General features: G+C 35.1%; 19 protein-coding genes. 14 read left to right on the top strand and 5 right to left on the bottom strand.

Annotation, left to right across the window (positions count from 1 at the left end; genetic code table 11):
* Positions 1-6: 6 nt before the first annotated feature.
* Positions 7-927 carry an LD-carboxypeptidase gene (locus J2Y60_RS23685; protein ID WP_309924529.1) on the bottom strand — a complete coding sequence of 307 codons (921 nt, stop codon included), beginning with the start codon at positions 925-927 and terminating at the stop codon, positions 7-9.
* A 62-nt stretch (positions 928-989) separates the two neighbouring features.
* Positions 990-1973: an ion channel gene (locus J2Y60_RS23680; RefSeq protein WP_309924528.1), complete on the bottom strand. Its 984-nt coding sequence runs from the start codon at positions 1971-1973 to the stop codon at positions 990-992.
* A gap of 296 nt (positions 1974-2269) precedes the next feature.
* On the opposite strand from J2Y60_RS23680, the gene J2Y60_RS23675 reads away from it, so the two are divergent.
* The 4 genes from J2Y60_RS23675 to J2Y60_RS23660 all read left to right on the top strand — a co-directional run bounded on the left by J2Y60_RS23675 (position 2270) and on the right by J2Y60_RS23660 (position 6470).
* Entirely contained in the window at positions 2270-2845 is a 576-nt protein-coding gene (locus J2Y60_RS23675) for a DUF255 domain-containing protein (RefSeq protein ID WP_309924526.1), read from the top strand.
* A gap of 119 nt (positions 2846-2964) precedes the next feature.
* The gene (locus tag J2Y60_RS23670) at positions 2965-4458 is read left to right on the top strand and encodes a M20/M25/M40 family metallo-hydrolase (RefSeq protein WP_309924523.1); all 1494 of its coding nucleotides are present in this window, start codon (positions 2965-2967) and stop codon (positions 4456-4458) included.
* 78 nt (positions 4459-4536) lie between these two features.
* Positions 4537-5862 (top strand): cell division protein FtsZ, encoded by a 1326-nt coding sequence (ftsZ, locus tag J2Y60_RS23665; protein WP_309924521.1) that lies wholly within the window; start codon positions 4537-4539, stop codon positions 5860-5862.
* A gap of 101 nt (positions 5863-5963) precedes the next feature.
* Positions 5964-6470 (top strand): hypothetical protein, encoded by a 507-nt coding sequence (locus J2Y60_RS23660; protein WP_309924517.1) that lies wholly within the window; start codon positions 5964-5966, stop codon positions 6468-6470.
* 21 nt (positions 6471-6491) lie between these two features.
* Here J2Y60_RS23660 and J2Y60_RS23655 read toward each other — a convergent pair whose 3' ends face one another.
* On the bottom strand, positions 6492-6818 hold the full coding sequence (locus tag J2Y60_RS23655; RefSeq protein ID WP_309924515.1) for a DUF721 domain-containing protein: 327 nt from the start codon (positions 6816-6818) through the stop codon (positions 6492-6494).
* Between the two features lie 107 nt (positions 6819-6925).
* On the opposite strand from J2Y60_RS23655, the gene J2Y60_RS23650 reads away from it, so the two are divergent.
* From J2Y60_RS23650 to J2Y60_RS23610, 9 genes are all read left to right on the top strand, one after another.
* Complete coding sequence (locus J2Y60_RS23650; protein WP_309924513.1) at positions 6926-7321, top strand: hypothetical protein; 396 nt, start codon at positions 6926-6928, stop codon at positions 7319-7321.
* Between the two features lie 307 nt (positions 7322-7628).
* Complete coding sequence (locus J2Y60_RS23645) at positions 7629-8468, top strand: MotA/TolQ/ExbB proton channel family protein (RefSeq protein ID WP_309924511.1); 840 nt, start codon at positions 7629-7631, stop codon at positions 8466-8468.
* Between the two features lie 76 nt (positions 8469-8544).
* Complete coding sequence (locus J2Y60_RS23640; RefSeq protein ID WP_309924509.1) at positions 8545-9150, top strand: biopolymer transporter ExbD; 606 nt, start codon at positions 8545-8547, stop codon at positions 9148-9150.
* A gap of 115 nt (positions 9151-9265) precedes the next feature.
* Positions 9266-9781 (top strand): biopolymer transporter ExbD, encoded by a 516-nt coding sequence (locus tag J2Y60_RS23635; RefSeq protein WP_309924507.1) that lies wholly within the window; start codon positions 9266-9268, stop codon positions 9779-9781.
* A gap of 141 nt (positions 9782-9922) precedes the next feature.
* Positions 9923-10759, top strand: a complete 837-nt coding sequence (locus tag J2Y60_RS23630; protein WP_309924506.1) for a TonB family protein — start codon at positions 9923-9925, stop codon at positions 10757-10759.
* Positions 10760-10904: 145 nt separating this feature from the next.
* Positions 10905-11156 (top strand): hypothetical protein, encoded by a 252-nt coding sequence (locus tag J2Y60_RS23625; RefSeq protein WP_309924504.1) that lies wholly within the window; start codon positions 10905-10907, stop codon positions 11154-11156.
* A 15-nt stretch (positions 11157-11171) separates the two neighbouring features.
* Positions 11172-12122: a substrate-binding domain-containing protein gene (locus J2Y60_RS23620; RefSeq protein ID WP_309924502.1), complete on the top strand. Its 951-nt coding sequence runs from the start codon at positions 11172-11174 to the stop codon at positions 12120-12122.
* Between the two features lie 225 nt (positions 12123-12347).
* Entirely contained in the window at positions 12348-14009 is a 1662-nt protein-coding gene (locus J2Y60_RS23615) for a tetratricopeptide repeat protein (RefSeq protein WP_309924501.1), read from the top strand.
* An 82-nt stretch (positions 14010-14091) separates the two neighbouring features.
* On the top strand, positions 14092-14862 hold the full coding sequence (locus tag J2Y60_RS23610) for an SDR family oxidoreductase (RefSeq protein WP_309924499.1): 771 nt from the start codon (positions 14092-14094) through the stop codon (positions 14860-14862).
* Between the two features lie 39 nt (positions 14863-14901).
* Here J2Y60_RS23610 and J2Y60_RS23605 read toward each other — a convergent pair whose 3' ends face one another.
* Both J2Y60_RS23605 and J2Y60_RS23600 read right to left on the bottom strand, forming a co-directional pair.
* Positions 14902-16815 carry an ATP-dependent DNA helicase RecQ gene (locus J2Y60_RS23605; protein WP_309924497.1) on the bottom strand — a complete coding sequence of 638 codons (1914 nt, stop codon included), beginning with the start codon at positions 16813-16815 and terminating at the stop codon, positions 14902-14904.
* Positions 16816-16881: 66 nt separating this feature from the next.
* The gene (locus J2Y60_RS23600; RefSeq protein ID WP_309924495.1) at positions 16882-17409 is read right to left on the bottom strand and encodes an acyl-CoA thioesterase; all 528 of its coding nucleotides are present in this window, start codon (positions 17407-17409) and stop codon (positions 16882-16884) included.
* Between the two features lie 169 nt (positions 17410-17578).
* Between J2Y60_RS23600 and J2Y60_RS23595 the strand changes: the two genes are divergently transcribed.
* Positions 17579-18265 carry a response regulator transcription factor gene (locus J2Y60_RS23595; protein WP_309924494.1) on the top strand — a complete coding sequence of 229 codons (687 nt, stop codon included), beginning with the start codon at positions 17579-17581 and terminating at the stop codon, positions 18263-18265.
* Positions 18266-18647: the final 382 nt, after the last annotated feature.

Below are 18647 nucleotides of genomic sequence, written 5' to 3'. Positions count from 1 at the left end.
CTGATTTTAAATTAATGATTCATTTACAGCATCTTTTACCCAAACACCATTGTTTTCTACTGTTAATATCACTTCTCTGCCACAAGGCATTGCCCAGTTGGTAGGTTCGTGACCAACAGGGAAATCATAACATACAGGGAAACTATATTCAGCAACGGCATCCTCGATAATCTGATTAGCTGTTTTTCCGAATTGTACTTCATTGTCTTCCAAGTCAGAAAAATGCCCTACAATCAGACCTGCCAAGGATTTTAATTTACCTGAACGTTTTAGCTGAATCATCATACGGTCGATGCTGTATAAATATTCACCTACGTCTTCCAGAAACAATATTTTCCCTGTCGTATCAATATCAGAGTTTGAACCAATGATATGAGTCAACATCGCTAAATTACCTCCTACTAATTGCCCTTGGGCAATACCTACTTTATTTAAAGCATTCGCTGGGATATGATAGTCTAGGGATTCGCCAAAAAGCACTTTTCTGAAGGTTTCTAACGCATATTCACCACCATCTTGCATAAATAATTTAAGCATGGTAGCGTGAATACTTTCAATATTCAGATTATGGATATGGCACAATACAGCCGTAATATCTGAAAACCCAGTAACCCATTTAGGATGTTGAATGAATTGTGAGAAGTCTATCCTATCTAATAACCGTGAGCTACCATAACCACCTCTTGCCGATATAATGGCTTTGATATTAGGGTCATCTAGCATCATCTGGAAATCATTAGCCCTGATTTTATCAGTTCCTGCAAATTGATGATACTTACTAGTCAATGAAGTACCCAACACTACATTTAGCCCCCATACCTTTTCTATTACCTCAATAGCAGGTTTTATTAATTCAAAATCTACTTTGCATGCCAATGCTACTAGGCCAACAGTATCTCCTTTTTGTAATGCTTTTGGTTGAATCATTTTATAATGATAAAGGCGAATTACTGATACAGAATCGCCTTATTTTTTGTTTTATTTCAGTTTTATAGCTCACTTGATAGAGTCGCATCCTGAATATCTGATAATTTACGTAAGTCTAGCGTTACTACTCCAGCACCTGGAACATCGCTAAACATAGGAAGAAATTTCGCACCTACTACTACTTCACGTGCATGAAAAGAAGTACGAGAATTTACCGTTTGATTATAAGTCTCTTCTGTAGCTTTCAGCAATACTAAAAACTCAGCGTCACTTGATAACAAATCCTCTTTAGTCAAGCCAAACAGCGGACTATCTTCTGTAATCGGATGCACTATAGTCCAATTAGCCGGGAAAAAATTGACTTTGCTTCTTTCTAATTTTAGTCCGTAATACCTCCTCACTGTTTTTCCTTTGCTTTCATTTCTTAGCATGGATACCGCCAGTTCAACTTGTAAATCGATTAACTGATTATCTTGTTCGTTCACAATTCTAAACATAAAGCCCGTAATGTCCAGATAAGGCGCAATAATAGCTTTGTCGGAATATAAGATTCTGGCAACTGGCCTTGAAAAACGGCCATAAAGTAAACTAGTAGCCAAGGCAAAAATCAACAAGCCTAATAGCGATTCAATAGCCGCGATAGTGCTTGCCCAAAAACCAACGGGGGCAATTCTTCCATAACCAACAGTAGTTAGTGTTTGTGAAGAAAAGAAGAAGGCATCCATAAAGCCCGAGCCTTTGGTCGTTAAATCCACACCTTGTAGGTGTTCAATTCCTACGGCTTGATAAAGGCAGGCAAAGATAAAATTCAATATTAAGTAAAAGGCAACAATGAGGATAAAAAAGCGTTTCCATGAACAGATAATAAGCTCATTAAATATATTATAGCGTCCCCAGAAATTACCACCAATTCTTTTAACATTAAAACTACCATCTTTATTGAGGAGCCTAGTGTCAGGGTCAGTAATTTGAGTGCCAAAGCCTAAATCTCTACGTTTTTCTTCAGCCTCAACAAGTTTACTTTTTTTGTGTCGAAGTATAGCCATGAATTTATTTGAAGTCAAAAACAGTTAAAGATAATGAGTGAAAATAAAACAGTTGACCGTTTACTCAAAAATCTTTGTAAGGAAAACAAACCTTTTGTAAATTGCTAAGGTATAAAAAGGCTATTTAGCTAAAATCTGAAAGTACTAAAGACAATCTTTCAGAAAGTTGGACCTCGGATTCAATAAAATATCTTAAAGTACAATATAATTAAAATTACTTTATCCAATTATCTTTGCTAAAAAGGAGAAAACCGTTTTAGATAAAAATCTCACAAAGCAAGACCAACTTATAAAACATGAAAAATATATTCTTTACTTTTCTTATATCCCTGATAGCTTTTGCTGGGAAAGCACAAATCGCTGCGAATACAGCACCCAACACTAGCCTTGTTCCTAAAGCAAACAAAGCCAAAATTAATTGGATGACTTTGGAGCAAGCGTATGCGGCTACTCAAAAAGAGCCAAGAAAAATTTTAATTGATGTATATACAGGCTGGTGCGGTTGGTGCAAGGTGATGGATCAAAAAACTTTTACGGATGAAAAAGTAGCTGAATTTGTCAATCAAAAATATTATGCTGTAAAATTGGATGCTGAAATGAAGGATACCATCAGAATTGGCAAACAACAATATATCTGGGAAAATGGGTACAATCAGGCAGGTGTTGCGCTTTTACAAGGAAAGATGAGTTTCCCGACGATAGTGTATTTAGATGAGCAATTTAATATGATTCAGCCAGTGGCAGGTTATCAAGAAGCTCAACAATTTCATCAGATAGTTACTTTTTTTGGAGATAACCACTACCGTAAAGGGAACTGGGAAAAATATCAAAAAGAGATATATCCTCAACAGTATAGTCTGAATAATAAGTAATTATTTAAAGGACACCAATAATAGGTATTAATAGGGACTCATTCTTATTTTAAATATGCTAGAGTTTGTCAAGTTTTTTTGTAAATTCCACTATTATTTCCTATTTCACAACAGACAAAATGAAAATAAACCTTTACGTTTTTCTTATTCTAATCCTTATTACTTCGACCGCTGCATTTCAACCTTTAGGAAATGAAGATGAAGAATTAATAGAAACATTCAGGCGAATCAATGATGAAGTAGTAGCCAATAGTAGGGCTTACGAAACGTTAGGAGACGCTTGTAAAACAATCGGACACCGCCTTACAGGCAGTGCTAATGGTAAAAGGGCTGAGGAGTATACTTATAACTTATTAAAATCTTATGGTTTTAAAGATGTAAAATATCAGCCATTTCAAGTAGAGGCTTGGTCAAGGGATACCGTGACGTTAGCAATTGCCCCTAAAAAAAGTGATAACTTCCATGACATAGAAGTAGTTTCATTGGCAATGACACCCGTTGAAGCCAAAGTAACTGCTGAACTCGTGGATGTAGGGAATGGATTAGAACCAGATTTTCAAGCAGTAAAAGACCAATTAACAGGAAAAATAGCCTTAGTAAACCTCGGATTGTTAGCCCCATTTAAAGGAACTCGGAATTTACACCGTTCTGAAAAAACAGCCCTAGCCATGCAATATGGTGCAGCAGGGGTTATTTTTGTCAACACAGTAAAAGGAAATGTACTACTAACTGGTACAGCTTCGGTTACTGGAAGCCTAATAGCGATTCCAGCAGTGTGTGTGTCATTAGAGAGTGGCATCAAAATCCGCTCTTGGATGAGTGAGCAGCCTAACCTGATGGGCGTAATAGACATGAAGAACTTTAGTAAAATGATTAAAGCTCGAAATGTTATCGCTACTATCAAGGGAGACAATAAAAAATACCGTGACGAGAAAATAGTAATTGGCGGACACCTTGATTCTTGGGATTTGGCCACTGGCGCGCTTGATAATGGCATAGGTTCGTTTTCTATTTTGGATATTGCCCGTACTTTCAAAGCATTAAATCTAAAACCTAAAAGAACGATAGAGTTTGTCATGTTCATGGGAGAAGAAGAAGGTTTGCTAGGCTCAAAAGCAATGATTGAGAAAAGTAAACGTAATAATTCACTAGAGAAAGTGGTGTTTATGTTCAATCTCGATATGGCTAATAATGCGAATGGATTTAATACGGCAGGTAGAGATGAAATGGTGTCGTTGTTTACAAAAATAGGAGAGTGTATGCAAAAGGCTGTACCCGAATATAAAAATAATATTATTAACCAAGCAGGGCTTCATTCAGACCATCAAAGCTTTATGTTGGAAGGAATACCGACGGCATCTCCGATTGGAGGAATCTCGCCTGATGCGGTAGGATGTTATCATGCCAATTGCGACCGTTTTGATTTGATTAACAAGAACGAAATGGTTAATACCGTAAGGTACACAACGATGATGTTGTATGGAATAGCCAATGTGGATAAGGTGCCAGCGAAAAAATTAGATTTTTACTCGACAAGAGATTTTTTTATAAAACAAAACCTGAAAAAAGAGTTAGAGCTTGGTAGAGAATGGCGATGGGGAGCAGAAGAATAATAGTGTATTCAACTGATTTTCAAGACAAATAATACGGGCTATTTAGTAATTAATTAATCCTTAATAATAATTTATAATATGGATTTTTTTCATCATAATATTGAAATTTCATCTGAGACAAAAGACAATATCATTAAAGTGATTGGTGTCGGCGGAGGAGGAAGTAATGCTGTTAGTCACATGTTCGAAATGGGGATTGATGACGTCGATTTTGTAGTGTGTAATACCGACTTACAGGCCCTGAATGATAATAAAGTTCCTGTAAAATTACAATTAGGCGAAATTTTGACAGAAGGACTTGGTGCTGGAACAGAACCAGAACAAGGAAGACTAGCCGCGCTGGAAAGTGAAGCTCAGATTAAAGCATTGTTACAACCAAGTACCAGAATGGTTTTTATTACGGCTGGTATGGGTGGAGGTACTGGAACAGGAGCAGCCCCAGAAATTGCGAGAATAGCCAAAGAATTGGATATACTAACAGTAGCGATTGTAACAGCTCCATACTCGTGGGAAGGTACTGAAAAAATTGAAGCGGCTAACCGAGGAATTGCTGAATTACAGCGTACTTGTGATACTGTTTTGGTAGTATTGAACGATAAATTATTAGAAATTTATGAAGATTTAAACATCTTAGAAGCCTTTGAACATGCAGATGATGTACTGGCTAATGCTGCAAAATCAGTAGCGGAGGTAATTACAAAATCTGGTAAGATAAATGCTGACTTTAAGGATGTTAAAAAGGTATTAAGCAACGCTGGGCAAGCTGTAATGAGTACGGCTACTGCTAAAGGACCAAACAGAGCTAAAGAAGTTATTGAAAAAGCCCTTGATTCGCCGTTATTAAACAACCGTGATATTAAAGGTGCGAAACGTGTATTAGTAACGATTGCTACAAGTGACCAGAAAGTAATGGCAGTAAAAGAACAAACAGCTATTACCGCCCATATCATGGAAGCTATCGGAAATTCTCCTGCTGGATTTAAACTCGGTTTTATCATTGATAACAACTTGGGGGATGATATGAGTATCACGGTAATAGCAGCAGGGTTTGATTTACCAGATGGACCCGTGCGTACACCTTTGAAACAACCTGTCAACGGTAATCATGCAAAAAAAGGAGTCAAAGTAGAACCCGTATCTTTACAGCCTTCAAATGTTGTGGAAGATGAAGAGTATAAGGAAGATGAGGACGAAGTAATAGAAGAAGAAAAACAACCTATTAAGCACGTTTTTCCTCCAAGAGAAGACGATACACCAAGATTGCGAAAAATGATTGAAGATTTTGCAACCAAAATGCCAACTGATTCTGAAGATTTTGATACGCCAGCGTTTCAGCGTTATAATATTAAATTATTAGATATTTCTGAAATCCTTGAACTTGATTATCAGTCACATTCTTTATAATTGAAGCATATCGCATATCGTTATCAATCCCGCAAGCAATTCAAAATACTTGTGGGATTTTTATTAAACAATATTCAACTATCATTACAATTAATTAGTCGATGAAAAATTTCATTTTATTATTCTTAATGTGCTTTGTATTTACTAAAAGTAATGCTCAGGATAAAATAAAAGACCTTACTACTGAAAGACAAACGCTATATCAAAAATACAAGGAATCAGAAAACCTATCGACAGGACTTTTTGGTAATCGTTCGAAGGATGATATGCAAAAGACGATAGATGCCCTCAATGAAATTATTGATAAAGACAATGAAATCTTAAATGAATATCAAAGCCAGCAATCCAATGCTACTGCTGCTTTTACTGAAAAATATAATGAACTGATTCAGCAAAATAATGACCTTACCCAAAAGAATCATGATTTAGTAGAATTGACAGAAAGACATAAGGGTTTTTCAAAAGAGAATCATCAAATGCTAGAAGAGATTGAAAAATACCAAGGCGTATATATTGCTTTGTTGGGGTTGTCGTTGGTCTTAGCGATTGTGTTTATCATCAAGTATTTCAGCTTAAAAAATAAACTAAAAGAAGTTCAGAGACAATAGCTCAGGTTGAAGAGTGCCTAATTATAAGAATACAACATCCTGAATGATTTTTTCTCCTACTTCTTTATTGATAAGCTCAACGATTTTATTTTTTGCCATCAATAGTTCATTTCGAAGCGGAGCGGAATCTAGTTGAATAAACAATTTTCCGTCTTTAATATAAATTTGGGTTGTCCTGGAGGCAATCGGAGAACCCATGATTTTTTCCCAATAAGCAACGATATAAGTTTCGTTAAACTTAGAACGAATTTTATATAGCTCAAGCATATCTTCTATGGCATCCTTTAACGAGGATGCTCCTGTTTTTCTACGAACATTTTCTTTGTTATAATGATATACCTTCGACATACGCTTTTGGGGGATACTGCAAATGATTGAACCAAAGTTACGGTATTTGTTATTTTAATTGTTAATAAATTAGACCATCTCATTTTAAAATTCATAAAAACGATAAAATGTCTAGCCTTTTTTTATATATCCAACTACGAAATAGTCAGTTAAATATCAAATATACCAATACTTTTGTCGATTTTGTAAAGCTATCAAAGCCTTCGGTGATGGTTTATGATATTGATAATTTTTCTGATAATTTAACGATTCAGTATGCTATTAAACTAGTAAAAGAGTCGCCAAAAATACTTGTTTTTCTGGATACCGAAGAAGGAAGTAGCATCAAACAATTGATGTCATTACTTACCAATTTATTAGATAAATCAGAAAGTATTAAGGTACTTATAAATGGAGAAAATGAACGCCTTGAAAAAATGATAGGTATTTTAGACTACCAAAAAATTAGAGAAAATACTCAGGGAATAGCCTTGCTAGAATCAATACTTAGAGAGTTTTTATAAAAAAAAGATAATCATTGAAAAGTTATATACATTCTTCGTAAAGTCAAATTCTTGAAATAGTCCTGCAAATATGTTTTAAAATGCATGTATTTATTGTTATAGTACAATACATAGGTTTTGTTGAATATTTTTTTAAAAAAACTTCATATACGTGGTATCATAATTAAAAGATTTTTGTGTTAGTTTTGTCATTACCTAAAACAAGTTATTTCAAAAGAATCTTTTGTCTTTAGGTTATTTTCATTATTTTTATTTTAAAATTCACCTAAAACTGTTTTTTAACTTAAACCCAAAAATTACCAAACTAATGAGTACACAAGCAAAAACTCCAGCTGCTAAACCAGCAGCACCAGCTCAAAAAAAATCAGGCGGCATTTCAGCAGGCTTGATTATTTTAATTCTTTTTGTTATTGCCCAATTATTTTTCCGTTTTGTAATGGGAGATGGATCTCGTTTTGAAGGTGGAACGAACGCAGGTCACCCACACCAAGGAGATTACCTTGCTCTTGCATTTAAAGGTGGTGATATTGTACCAATCCTTTTAACTTGTTTCTTGACAGCTTTGACATTCTCTATCGAGCGTCTAATTACAATTAGTAAAGCGAAAGGTAGTGGTGATGTTAATGCATTCGTTCGCAAAATTCAGTCTCTTCTTGACAAAGATGATACTGATGCAGCTTTGAAAGAATGTGACAAACAAAAAGGTTCAGTAGGAAACGTTACTTTAGCTGCTGTTAAAAAATACAAGCAGTTGACAAGTGATGGTTCATTGGACAAAGAACAAAAATTAGCTGCTCTTAGCAAAGAAGTTGAAGAAGCTACTTCATTGGAATTGCCAATGTTAGAGAAAAACTTAACTATTATTGCAACGTTAGCATCAGTTTCTACGCTAATCGGTCTTTTAGGAACAGTAGTTGGTATGATTAAAGCGTTCTCGGCTTTAGGTAACTCAGGAGGATCAACAGATTCAACTGCCTTAGCAAATGGTATCTCTGAAGCCCTTATCAACACGGCATTAGGTATCGGTACTTCAGCAGTTTGTATCATTGCTTATAACTTCTTTACGTCTAAAATTGACGAATTAACTTACAGTGTTGATGAAATTGGTTTGAGCATTAACCAAAACTACGCAACTCACCATAATTAATAGTTATGTGTTAAGCGCTAAGTGTTATAGGTTAATCTTATAACTCATATCAAACAACTTATAACTAAACAAGATTATGCCAAAAGTTAAAGCAAAACGACAAAGTGTTTCTCTAGACATGACAGCGATGTGCGATGTGGCGTTCTTGTTACTTACTTTCTTCATGCTTACTGCGAAGTTTAAACCTGAAGAAGCCGTAACAATCGTTCCTCCGTCATCTATTTCAGAGAAAACAATAACTGGCGAAAAAGGAATCCTTACTATTTCAGTAAGTCCTGAAGGTGGTATTTTTTTAGGAACAGACGACAAAGCTGCTAAGGATTATATGTTGGAAAGAATGGCAAACCGCCTATCTGTTCCAGTATCTGCGGAAATGAAGAAGAACTATGACGCTTCAGAAATCGTAGGTTATCCAGCAGGCGCTATGCGTCAGGTTTTAAGTGTAAAGCCATCAGATGCGAAAGCAAAAGGATATTTGAAAGGTATTCCTTGCGATTCAGCCAATAATGAACTTTTCCTTTGGGTTAGTTATGCTAAAATTTCTAATCCAGGATTAAAAGTAGCTATTAAAGGTGATGCTAACTCAAACTATAAAGTGTTCAACCAAGTAGTTGGTACTTTGCAGGAACAGAATATTAACACATTCCAATTGGTTACATCTCCTGAAGGTAGACCTCAATAGATTTTATTTAGTTGTACTCAGTAGTTTTAACCCTGCCTCTCTTTGAAAGGCAGGGTCTTATAAAGCTAAAACTCTCTGAGTATCATTAACTACCAACAATTAAAACCCCAATACAATGGCAGAAATAAGTCAAGACGGTGGGGGCAAAAAAGGCGGTAAGAAACGCGCGAAGAAAGCGTCAACCAAAATTGACATGACTCCCATGGTAGATTTGGGTTTCTTATTGATTACCTTTTTTATGTTAACCACGACGTTAGCAAAGCCCGTAGTAATGCAGTTGAATATGCCTGATAAAACAGAAAAGGAGGAAAAATCAGAAGTTAAAATGTCTGAAACCTTAACTGTTATGCCGGATGCCGAGAAAGTATATTACTATCAAGGTTTGCCAACAGAGGCAACAACTCAACTTCAGAAAACAAATTATTCTAAAGACGGAATTAGAGCTGTTTTGTTCGACTACAAAAGAAGAATCGGTGATAATTTTACGATTGTTATTAAAGCTACTAAAGGAGCTAAATACAAGAACATGGTAGATTTGCTAGACGAATGTGCTATTACAAGTAACAAGCGTTATGCAATCCTTGAAATAGATCCAGATTCTGAAAAGCTAATCAAAAAGTCTGGTCTTTAAGAAAAAATCACGGTAAAACTAAAAAAATAGTTGACAAAATTTTGAAAACTAAATTAATAGTTTTATCTTAGTTCAATGAAAATTTAATTTGAAGGTTTTGATTCAAATTAAGAAACATTAACAGTATTAACATCAGGAATTATGTCAAACGTAATAAGCCAAAATGCAACGTTGGATGACATTATTTTTAAGAATAAGAACAAAGAATATGGTGCTTATCTCTTAAGAAAATCTTATCCGAAAGTGGTTTCACGTTCTCTGATAATTGGTATAGCTTCGGTTTCATCTCTTTTTGCATTGTCATTTATTTATAATAAAATTAATGAGCAACTAGAAAAAACTAAAACTGAGGTAACAGCTGAAGTAATGAAAATTGATCAGCCACCACCAGAGAATAAAACACCACCACCACCACCACCACCACCACCGCCGCCACCACCAAAAGAATTACCAAAGGTGACGACGACAAAATTCTTACCTCCTGAAATCAAAAAAGATGAAGAGGTAACAAAACCTGAACCACCACCAGAAGAAGTAAAAGGTAATACGGCTGCTGAAACTGTGAAAGGTGAAACTGAAGATGCTGGCCCGCCAGTAGATCCAGATGCAAGAGGTACAGCGCCAGAAGCGCCAGTTGAACCACCAAAGCCAAAAGAGGAAGAAATCTTTACTGCGGTAGAACAACAAGCTGAATTCCCAGGTGGTATGGGTGCATTCGCTAAATTCTTGCAGAAAAACTTGAAATACCCAGCAGCAGCGCAGCGTGCTAACGTTTCTGGTAAAGTATATATCCAATTCGTTGTAAATACTGATGGTAGTATCCAAAACGTAGATGTACTTAAATCAGTAGGTTTTGGTTGCGATGAAGAAGCTGTTAGAGTAATTAAATCTGTACCGAAATGGACACCAGGTAAACAGTCTGGTCGTGCAGTACGTTCAAGATTTACAGTACCAATTAGCTTCGTGCTATCTGAATAATTATATTATTTAGCATTAAGATACAATGAAAACCTGTCAGGAAACTGGCAGGTTTCATTTTTCAATAGGAATCAGTTTTTGTTTTTTTCTATGAGAAATGTATTAGATTAGGTTGTGATTATCGTTTTATATTAAACATCAAAACATGCCCAGTAGAATTTTTTTACTTGTTAATGTATTAATGGCCCTTTCATACGCTGTGATTGGATTACTTTTGATACTTAACCCTCAATCAACTTTTGCACAGATGATGTTGCCTTCTTCTTGGTATGCATATGCTTTGGGTGCATTACTTGTAATATATGGCATTTTTAGAGCATGGAGAGTTTACACCAAATTGAAAGATGAAGACGACGACGATAAAGAGGAGTATTCATATTATGACGAGAAGAAATAAACAATCACAAAAACCATGAAAACTATATTAAATCTATCTTATTCGATTCTACTAACCGCTACTTTGTTTTCTTGTGGAAAAAACACAGGAAAAGATGGTAAAGAATTAGATGGCCCAGCCAAAGGAGAGATTACTGTTGCTGTTGATGAGTCTTTTCAACCCATCATGGAAGCTGAGAAAATGGCTTTTGAACAGACCTATCCATATACAAAAATCAATTTAGTATATAAACAAGAGGGTGAAGCAGTAGCAATGTTATTAAATGATAAAGCTAGAGTAGCTGTAATAACACGAGAACTGAATGATGCAGAGAAGAAAATTTATACTGACGATAAAGTTACCTACAGGAGTTTTAAATTTGCAGGTGATGCTTTAGCCTTGATTACTAACAAAGCTAATCGTGATACGATGATAACTGTGAATGATATTGCGGGAATCATGAAAGGGGAAAAAAAGAAATGGTCTGAGATTAGCAAAAGTGGTAGTGGCGAAGATATTGTACTGGTTTTTGATGGTTCAAATTCTAGTAATTTAACATTTTTAGTAGATAAATTTGGAATAGATAAAAAAGAGAAAGTTTCTTTTTTTGCAACAAAGTCGAACAAGGAAGTTATAGAATATGTGAAAACGCATAAAAATGCAATGGGCGTAATTGGTACTAATTGGATCAGTGACGGTGACGACCCTGCATCGTTAGGTTTTATCAAAGAAATTAACGTAATGTCGGTTTCAGAGAAAAGTAGCACTAATCCAGAGGATTATTATCAACCATTTGGATATAACCTTGCTTTAAAAAGGTATCCATTAATTCGCCAAATTAGATTAATCTTAAAAGAGCCTTACATGGGGCTAGGAACAGGTTTTATCAATTATATATGTCTTGAACAAGGACAATTGATTGTACTGAAAGGGGGACTTTTACCACTTACAAAACCACTTCAGATTAGGCAAGTAAAAATGGATTAACCTAGCGTGGCATAATATTTTTAGAAATATTAAAATGCAGAACAAAATAAAATATTTTTATTGAATAGATTGCGAATAAAATTTTGAGTTATTGTAACAATTTTTTAATTTAATTTTATTTTTTGTTACAAAATCAAAAGATATTTTGGAAATTTGTTTAATAAAAAGAATTACCTGATTTTAGATACTTACTTTTAATAACTTACAACTAAAACTTTAAAAAAAATGGAAGTAAAGATTAAATCTCTGTTGGTGGCTGCAAGTTTGTTATTTGCCGTTGCGGTAAATGGGCAGACTGTTCAGCAAGGCTTGACGCAGTTGGACGGAGACCAGCCAATTAAAGCTAAAGCAACATTTACATCACTAGTATCGGCTAGCTCTACTGGTGAAAATTTATATTATTTAGGGTATGCTCAGTTACGTTCAGGAGAATTAAGTGAAGCAAAAGCAACATTTGAAAAAGGACTTGCTACAGACCCTAAACAACCGTTGAACTCAGTTGGTTTAGCAACTTTGTTGTTGGCAAATAAAGACGGAGCAGGTGCAAAAGCTGCTTTTGATAAAATTTTGGCTGATACAAAGATGAAAAATGCTGAAGTGATTTTCCGTATTGCAGAAGCTTATACATTGTTTGAACATACAAATGATCCTGCGGAAGCTGTTCGTTTGATTGATTTGATCACAGAAAAGACTAAAAAGCCTTTGACTGCTGATATGCAAATTGTAAAAGGAGATGCGTTTTTATTGAAAAATGATGGTGGCCCAGCGGCATCAGCTTATGAGCAATCTATCTTAATCAACAAAACTGCAAAAGCTTATGTTAGATTAGGTGTTGTATATTTAAGAGGTAAAAACTATCAATATACAATCAATAACTACCAAACTGCTTATGAGACAGATTCATCTTATGCTCCGTATTATAAGAGAATGGGTGAATATTATATCATCTTCAACCGTTATAAAGAAGCATCTAAATTCTTTAGAAAATATGTTGAAAGAGCAGAGGCTACTCCTGCAATCTTATTAAGTACTGCTAAATTATTATTCTTAGCAAAAGATTATGAAGGTGCAATGCAGTTTACAACACAAGCGGAAGCTGGTGGAGCAAAAGATAATGATATCTTTAGAATGAAAGGTTATTCTAATATTGAATTAGGAAACCCACAAGTAGGTATTGAAAACCTAGAGCAAATGGTGAAAGCGGGTGTAAAACCGTATTATTTGGATAACGTTTATTTTGGAAAAGGATATCAAGGTTTAAAACAAGATTCTTTAGCAGTTGAATATTATTTGAAAGCTGCACCAGAAGATACGATTAACAACCATTTCGCTACAATCTATACGATTGTATATGGTCAGAAAAAGTATCCAAAAGCAGCAGATTTTGCTTTAAAGGCAATTGACTGGAAATTGAAGAAGAAAGCTCCAATGGCAAGTGCTGATTACTACAATGCTGCTATGGCTCTTTATTTTACAACAGCTTATACCCCACGTGAAGATTCATTAGGCAGATATAACACTGGAATGAAAGCAGATTCAATGTTTGCTAATGCAATTGCAATCAATGATAAATTTGCTCCATTCTATTTGTTCCGTGCTAGAACTAATAACTATGTGGATTATACTGGAACAAAATGGTTGGCAGTACCACACTACGAAAAGTTCTTGTCAGTGGTTGATTTAGCAAAAGCTAATAAAGAACAATTGTACGAAGCATACAGATATTTAGTAGGATATCACGCAAACGTAACGAAAGACACAGCTAAGATTCAAGAGTATGTAGATAAAGCTGTTGCTATCAAGCCTGAAGACCCAGATAAATTGAAAGAGTTTTTAGCACCTGCTACAGGAACAGCGGCAACGCCAGCTAAGACTCCAAAAAAATAATAATTTAAAATTTGTTTGATACAAAGCCCTGCCATTTGGTAGGGCTTTGTTAATTTTGAGGCATTCTAACAAAACAACAAACATGTACGCACTAATTACAGGAGCCAGCAAGGGAATCGGGAAAGAAATAGCCGTAGAATTGGCTAAACAAAAATATAATCTATTATTAGTGGCAAGGTCAGAAGGTTTGCTTCGTGAAGTAGCCATTGAAATTCATGAAAAATACGGCGTAACAGTAGATTATTTAGCCGTAGATTTAGCAGCGGTTGATGTTGCTAGAAAAGTATATCAATGGGTTGAACAAAAACAATATGAAGTAGCTATCTTGGTGAATAATGCGGGATATGGCTCTGTGGGTAATTTTGATACCTATTCTATTGAACAAAATAGGGATATGATGAACCTAAACATGGCTACGCTTACTGAAATGTGTCATGTGTTTTTGCCGATGTTGAAACGTCAGTCCAAAGCATATATCATGAATATTGCTAGCTCTACTGCCTATCAAGCTTTACCAAAAATGGCAGTTTATGCAGCCACTAAAATATTTGTATTAAACTTTACAAGAGCATTAAAAGGCGAATTAAAAGGCACTTCTGTATCTGTAACTTGTATTAGCCCAGGTGCAACAGATACTGGATTTAATGATAGAGCTGCTGTTCCAGCTAAGGCTCGTAAGGCAGCAGAGAAGGTAGCGATGACTCCAGAATTGGTAGCAAAAATTTCGGTATCAGCCATGTTTGCTGGAAAAACAGAGGTGATTCCGGGCTTGGTCAATAAGCTTGGAGCTTTCTTGGCTTGGCTTGCCCCAAAATCGATTACTGAAAATGTAGCGGCTGGAATTTATCAATAAAATATAAGAATGTCACTGGAAGGTAGTTTTTCAGTGACATTAAATTTTCAAATTACCTTCGCTATCATAAGCTATTTCCCCATCAGCAATCATTTCACGAATGATGTCTTTGAATATTTGCATATTGGGTGGTTGCATAATCTGAGTGATTAACTGTAAACTCATTGCCCCGTTAGCCAAAAGCAGTTTTATTTTCTGCCGTGTATTGTTGGCAAAATCTTCATCTTCTACCTCTTGTTTATTACGCTTCTTTTTCTTCAAACAATTATCACAAATACCACAAGTTTCGTCAGTAATTTCATCGAAATATTCTAATAAAATTTGTGTACGACACCTAGTTTCATGCTGTACATAATGTGCTACTGCTTGGGCTTTTTGTAACGCTTTTGCTTTGCGATAATCAATTTCTTGTATTTGTAGTGGCAATGTTTTTGAATCATACCGAGCAGTAAGGAAGGTAACTTGAGGTTTATCTTTTTGTCTATCGTAAATCACCAAATCAAATTTTTCTAAATTGGACAGCATCGTTTCAACCTCCTTCAAAGGTATTGAATAAGCTTTGGCGATGTTTACTTCAGAAATGGTTATGAAAGTACTGAAAAGTTCTCCCCCATACATCCTCAGCAATAGTTTAATAAAGGAATCGTATTTAGGATTTCGAAGTTGAAAATCATATAACTGTCGGTTATCGACTTTCAAAGTTATTTTTGAAGGACTATGAAATGAATCTGACAGTTGAATGAATCCTTCATTTTCAAGAACTTTTAAGGCAAAATAAGTTTCGGTAGGAGGGAGGTCAAAGCGTTTTTGAAATTCGAGCAAATCAAAATCAAAACTAGAAAACTCTCCCGCACCCACTGCCAATTGAAAAAAGTTACCTAAACATTGATATACTTTTTTAACTAATTCAATGGGTGGATAATTCTGTAAAATATTTTTCTCTAAACTTTCAATATCTTTTAAGTTAAAAAGCGCTACGGCATACGCTTTTTCGCCATCGCGCCCTGCTCTGCCTGCTTCTTGATAATAAGCCTCTAGCGTATCTGGCAAATCTATATGAATGACAGACCTAACGTCGGGCTTGTCGATACCCATGCCAAAGGCATTCGTCGCTACGATTGTCCTAACTTGATTTTTTATCCAGCGTTCTTGTCTTTTACTACGCTCATCAGCACTCAATCCTGCATGATAAAAAGTAGTATTGATATTATTCTTATTTAATAAATCTGAAATTTCCTGTGTTCTTCGGCGATTGCGGACATACACGACAGACGAGCCTTGTACATTTTGCAAAATTTTGATAAGTCTCCTTTCCTTATCTTCTTCATTAAAGGCCGAGTAGGATAAGTTGTCACGGGCAAAGCTTTGTTGGAAAACGGAGGGCGAATCCATTTCTAGTCGCATCAAAATCTCTTGACGAACGTCTTTCGTAGCAGTAGCCGTTAAGGCAATAAGGGGGACGTTTGGGATATTTTTTTTGAATTCAGCGATTTTCAGATAAGGTGGTCTGAAATCATGACCCCATTGCGAGATACAATGGGCTTCGTCAATAGCCAACAAATTTACTTTCATCTGTTTGACTCTTTCAATAAAAATAGTGGTTTGTAATCTTTCGGGCGAGACATATAAAAATTTAACGTCACCATAGATACAGTTATCTAAGGCAATATCAATTTGATTTTTATGCATTCCTGAAAAAATACCAATCGCCGAAATCTTTCTTTGTTTTAGCTGATTTACTTGGTCTTGAATCAGCGCAATTAAGGGTGAAACCACGATGCAAATGCCGTCGTTCATCAATGCTGGGATTTGAAAACACATCGATTTCCCCCCACCCGTTGGCATTAATGCCAAGGTGTCTTTTCCATCCATTACCGATTGAATAATATCTTCTTGTAATGGTCGAAAGGAATCATAACCCCAATATTGCTTTAGTATTTCCTGTGCCGACATAGGTAATAAGCAGATTATTCAATAGTATAATGTTTCTACAGTTATAGAACGAGCCTTGAAGAATAGTTAAATAAATGTTCCTGCTAATAGCTCTTGTTTAATCGTTTTGATTCTTGAATTAAGGTTAATATGTTCAAAGTCGATGCCTTCTACACAAATAGCCGTTAAAAAAGCATTTACTTCTGGTTGATGCGGAGTTTTTTTGCCTGTAATTACATCGATGTATTTAGAAGTTGTCCACAGCACAGCCTTTAGGTGTGTACAATTTTCATCTGTCATTACAAACTCCGTAACTAGCGTATCATCATTAAAATAAATAGCAGAAGAAATAATACCGATTCTCTCGCTTACTTTAGCAGAATTAACGTAGGCTATTTGATGATTATAAACAACCCATGATGTTTTGTTGTGTTCAAAATAGTCGTTATAATCAAACTCATAGATAGTAGCAACTTGGTCTTCACGAGCATTAAAGAAGTAATCAAAATATTTCGCATTGTTTAAGTGCTTTAAAGGGTCGCAATCCTGAAACCTTATTACAGCTTTTGAATATAATTTTTTTGGATATTGTTTATCGGGCTTTAACGAGAACATTGTTTTTCTGTTTATTGACTGTTGTGATGGAATAACTTTTTATACTTATTAAATATGTACAAAAGTAGCAATTCGTTACGAATTGTAAATATTAGCTAAAACAAGTACATTAGCAACACAATATATTGCGCCGACAAACATTAAGAAAGATAATCTTATAACCAAACGAATGACAAAAATATTATTAGTCGAAGACGACGATAGCCTAGGATTTGTAATAAAAGACAATCTTGAACAAGAAGGATACACCATAGACCTTCAAACTGATGGGAAAGCTGGACAAAAGGCTTTTCAGAATAATCAATATGACATTTGTGTTTTTGATGTAATGCTTCCTGAAATGGATGGATTTTCGCTTGCAGAATTTGTAAGAGGTACGGGTAGTGAAGTTCCTATTATTTTTTTAACAGCCAAATCATTAAAAGAGGATAGAATAAAAGGGCTAAAATTGGGTGCTGATGATTACCTAACCAAACCATTTAGTATAGAAGAGCTCGTACTAAGAATAGAAGCGATATTGAAAAGAACAGGGAAGAAGACTGGACAAGTAGTTAATCAAAATATACATAACATAGGGAAATATACTTTTGATGTAAAGAATTTAAAACTGTTTTTTGAAAACGAAACACAAGACCTCACGCATAGAGAAGCTGATTTATTAGCTTTTTTAGTGAATAATAAGAACGAGACACTGTCGCGAGATAAAATTCTTATTGCCATTTGGGGTGACGACGATTATTTTAAAGGCAGAAGCCTTGATGTTTTCATTACTCGTTTGAGAAAATACCTTAATAAAGACCAAAATATCAAATTAACCAATGTTCATGGAGTCGGTTTTCGTTTTGATGTCCCTTGATTTTTTCAAATTTTAGGTAAAAAGTCCGCTATTAAATGAAAGTTAATAGCGGACTTTTTATTTGTATATAGGCTTAATATAGAGGTAGAAGCATTTTGAGCATTTTTTTTCAAAAAAGTTTCTTTTTTTTTATTGTTAATAACATCTTGGTTTTCAGCGGTATTATGGGGGTAGTTATGTGTTATTTCACAAAAGTTTAAAAAAAAGTTTGTGTAAGTGTTTGGTGGTTTAGAATTAATCCTACATCTTTGCACTCCCAAACGACGCCAACGGGCTGATAAAAGGGGAAGAGTTAGAGTAATTAGGAAGATAATTACTAGCGAGATTTAAAAATCGGAAGTAGGTTTTTAGGTTAAAGAGTTCTTTGAGATATTGGTAGAAA

Origin of the sequence: Arcicella sp. BE140 (genome assembly GCF_031456255.1) — a bacterium.
Lineage (GTDB): Bacteria > Bacteroidota > Bacteroidia > Cytophagales > Spirosomataceae > Arcicella > Arcicella aquatica.
The sequence above is the reverse complement of the archived record's forward strand: the minus strand, read 5'-3'. Positions and strand labels throughout refer to the sequence as shown.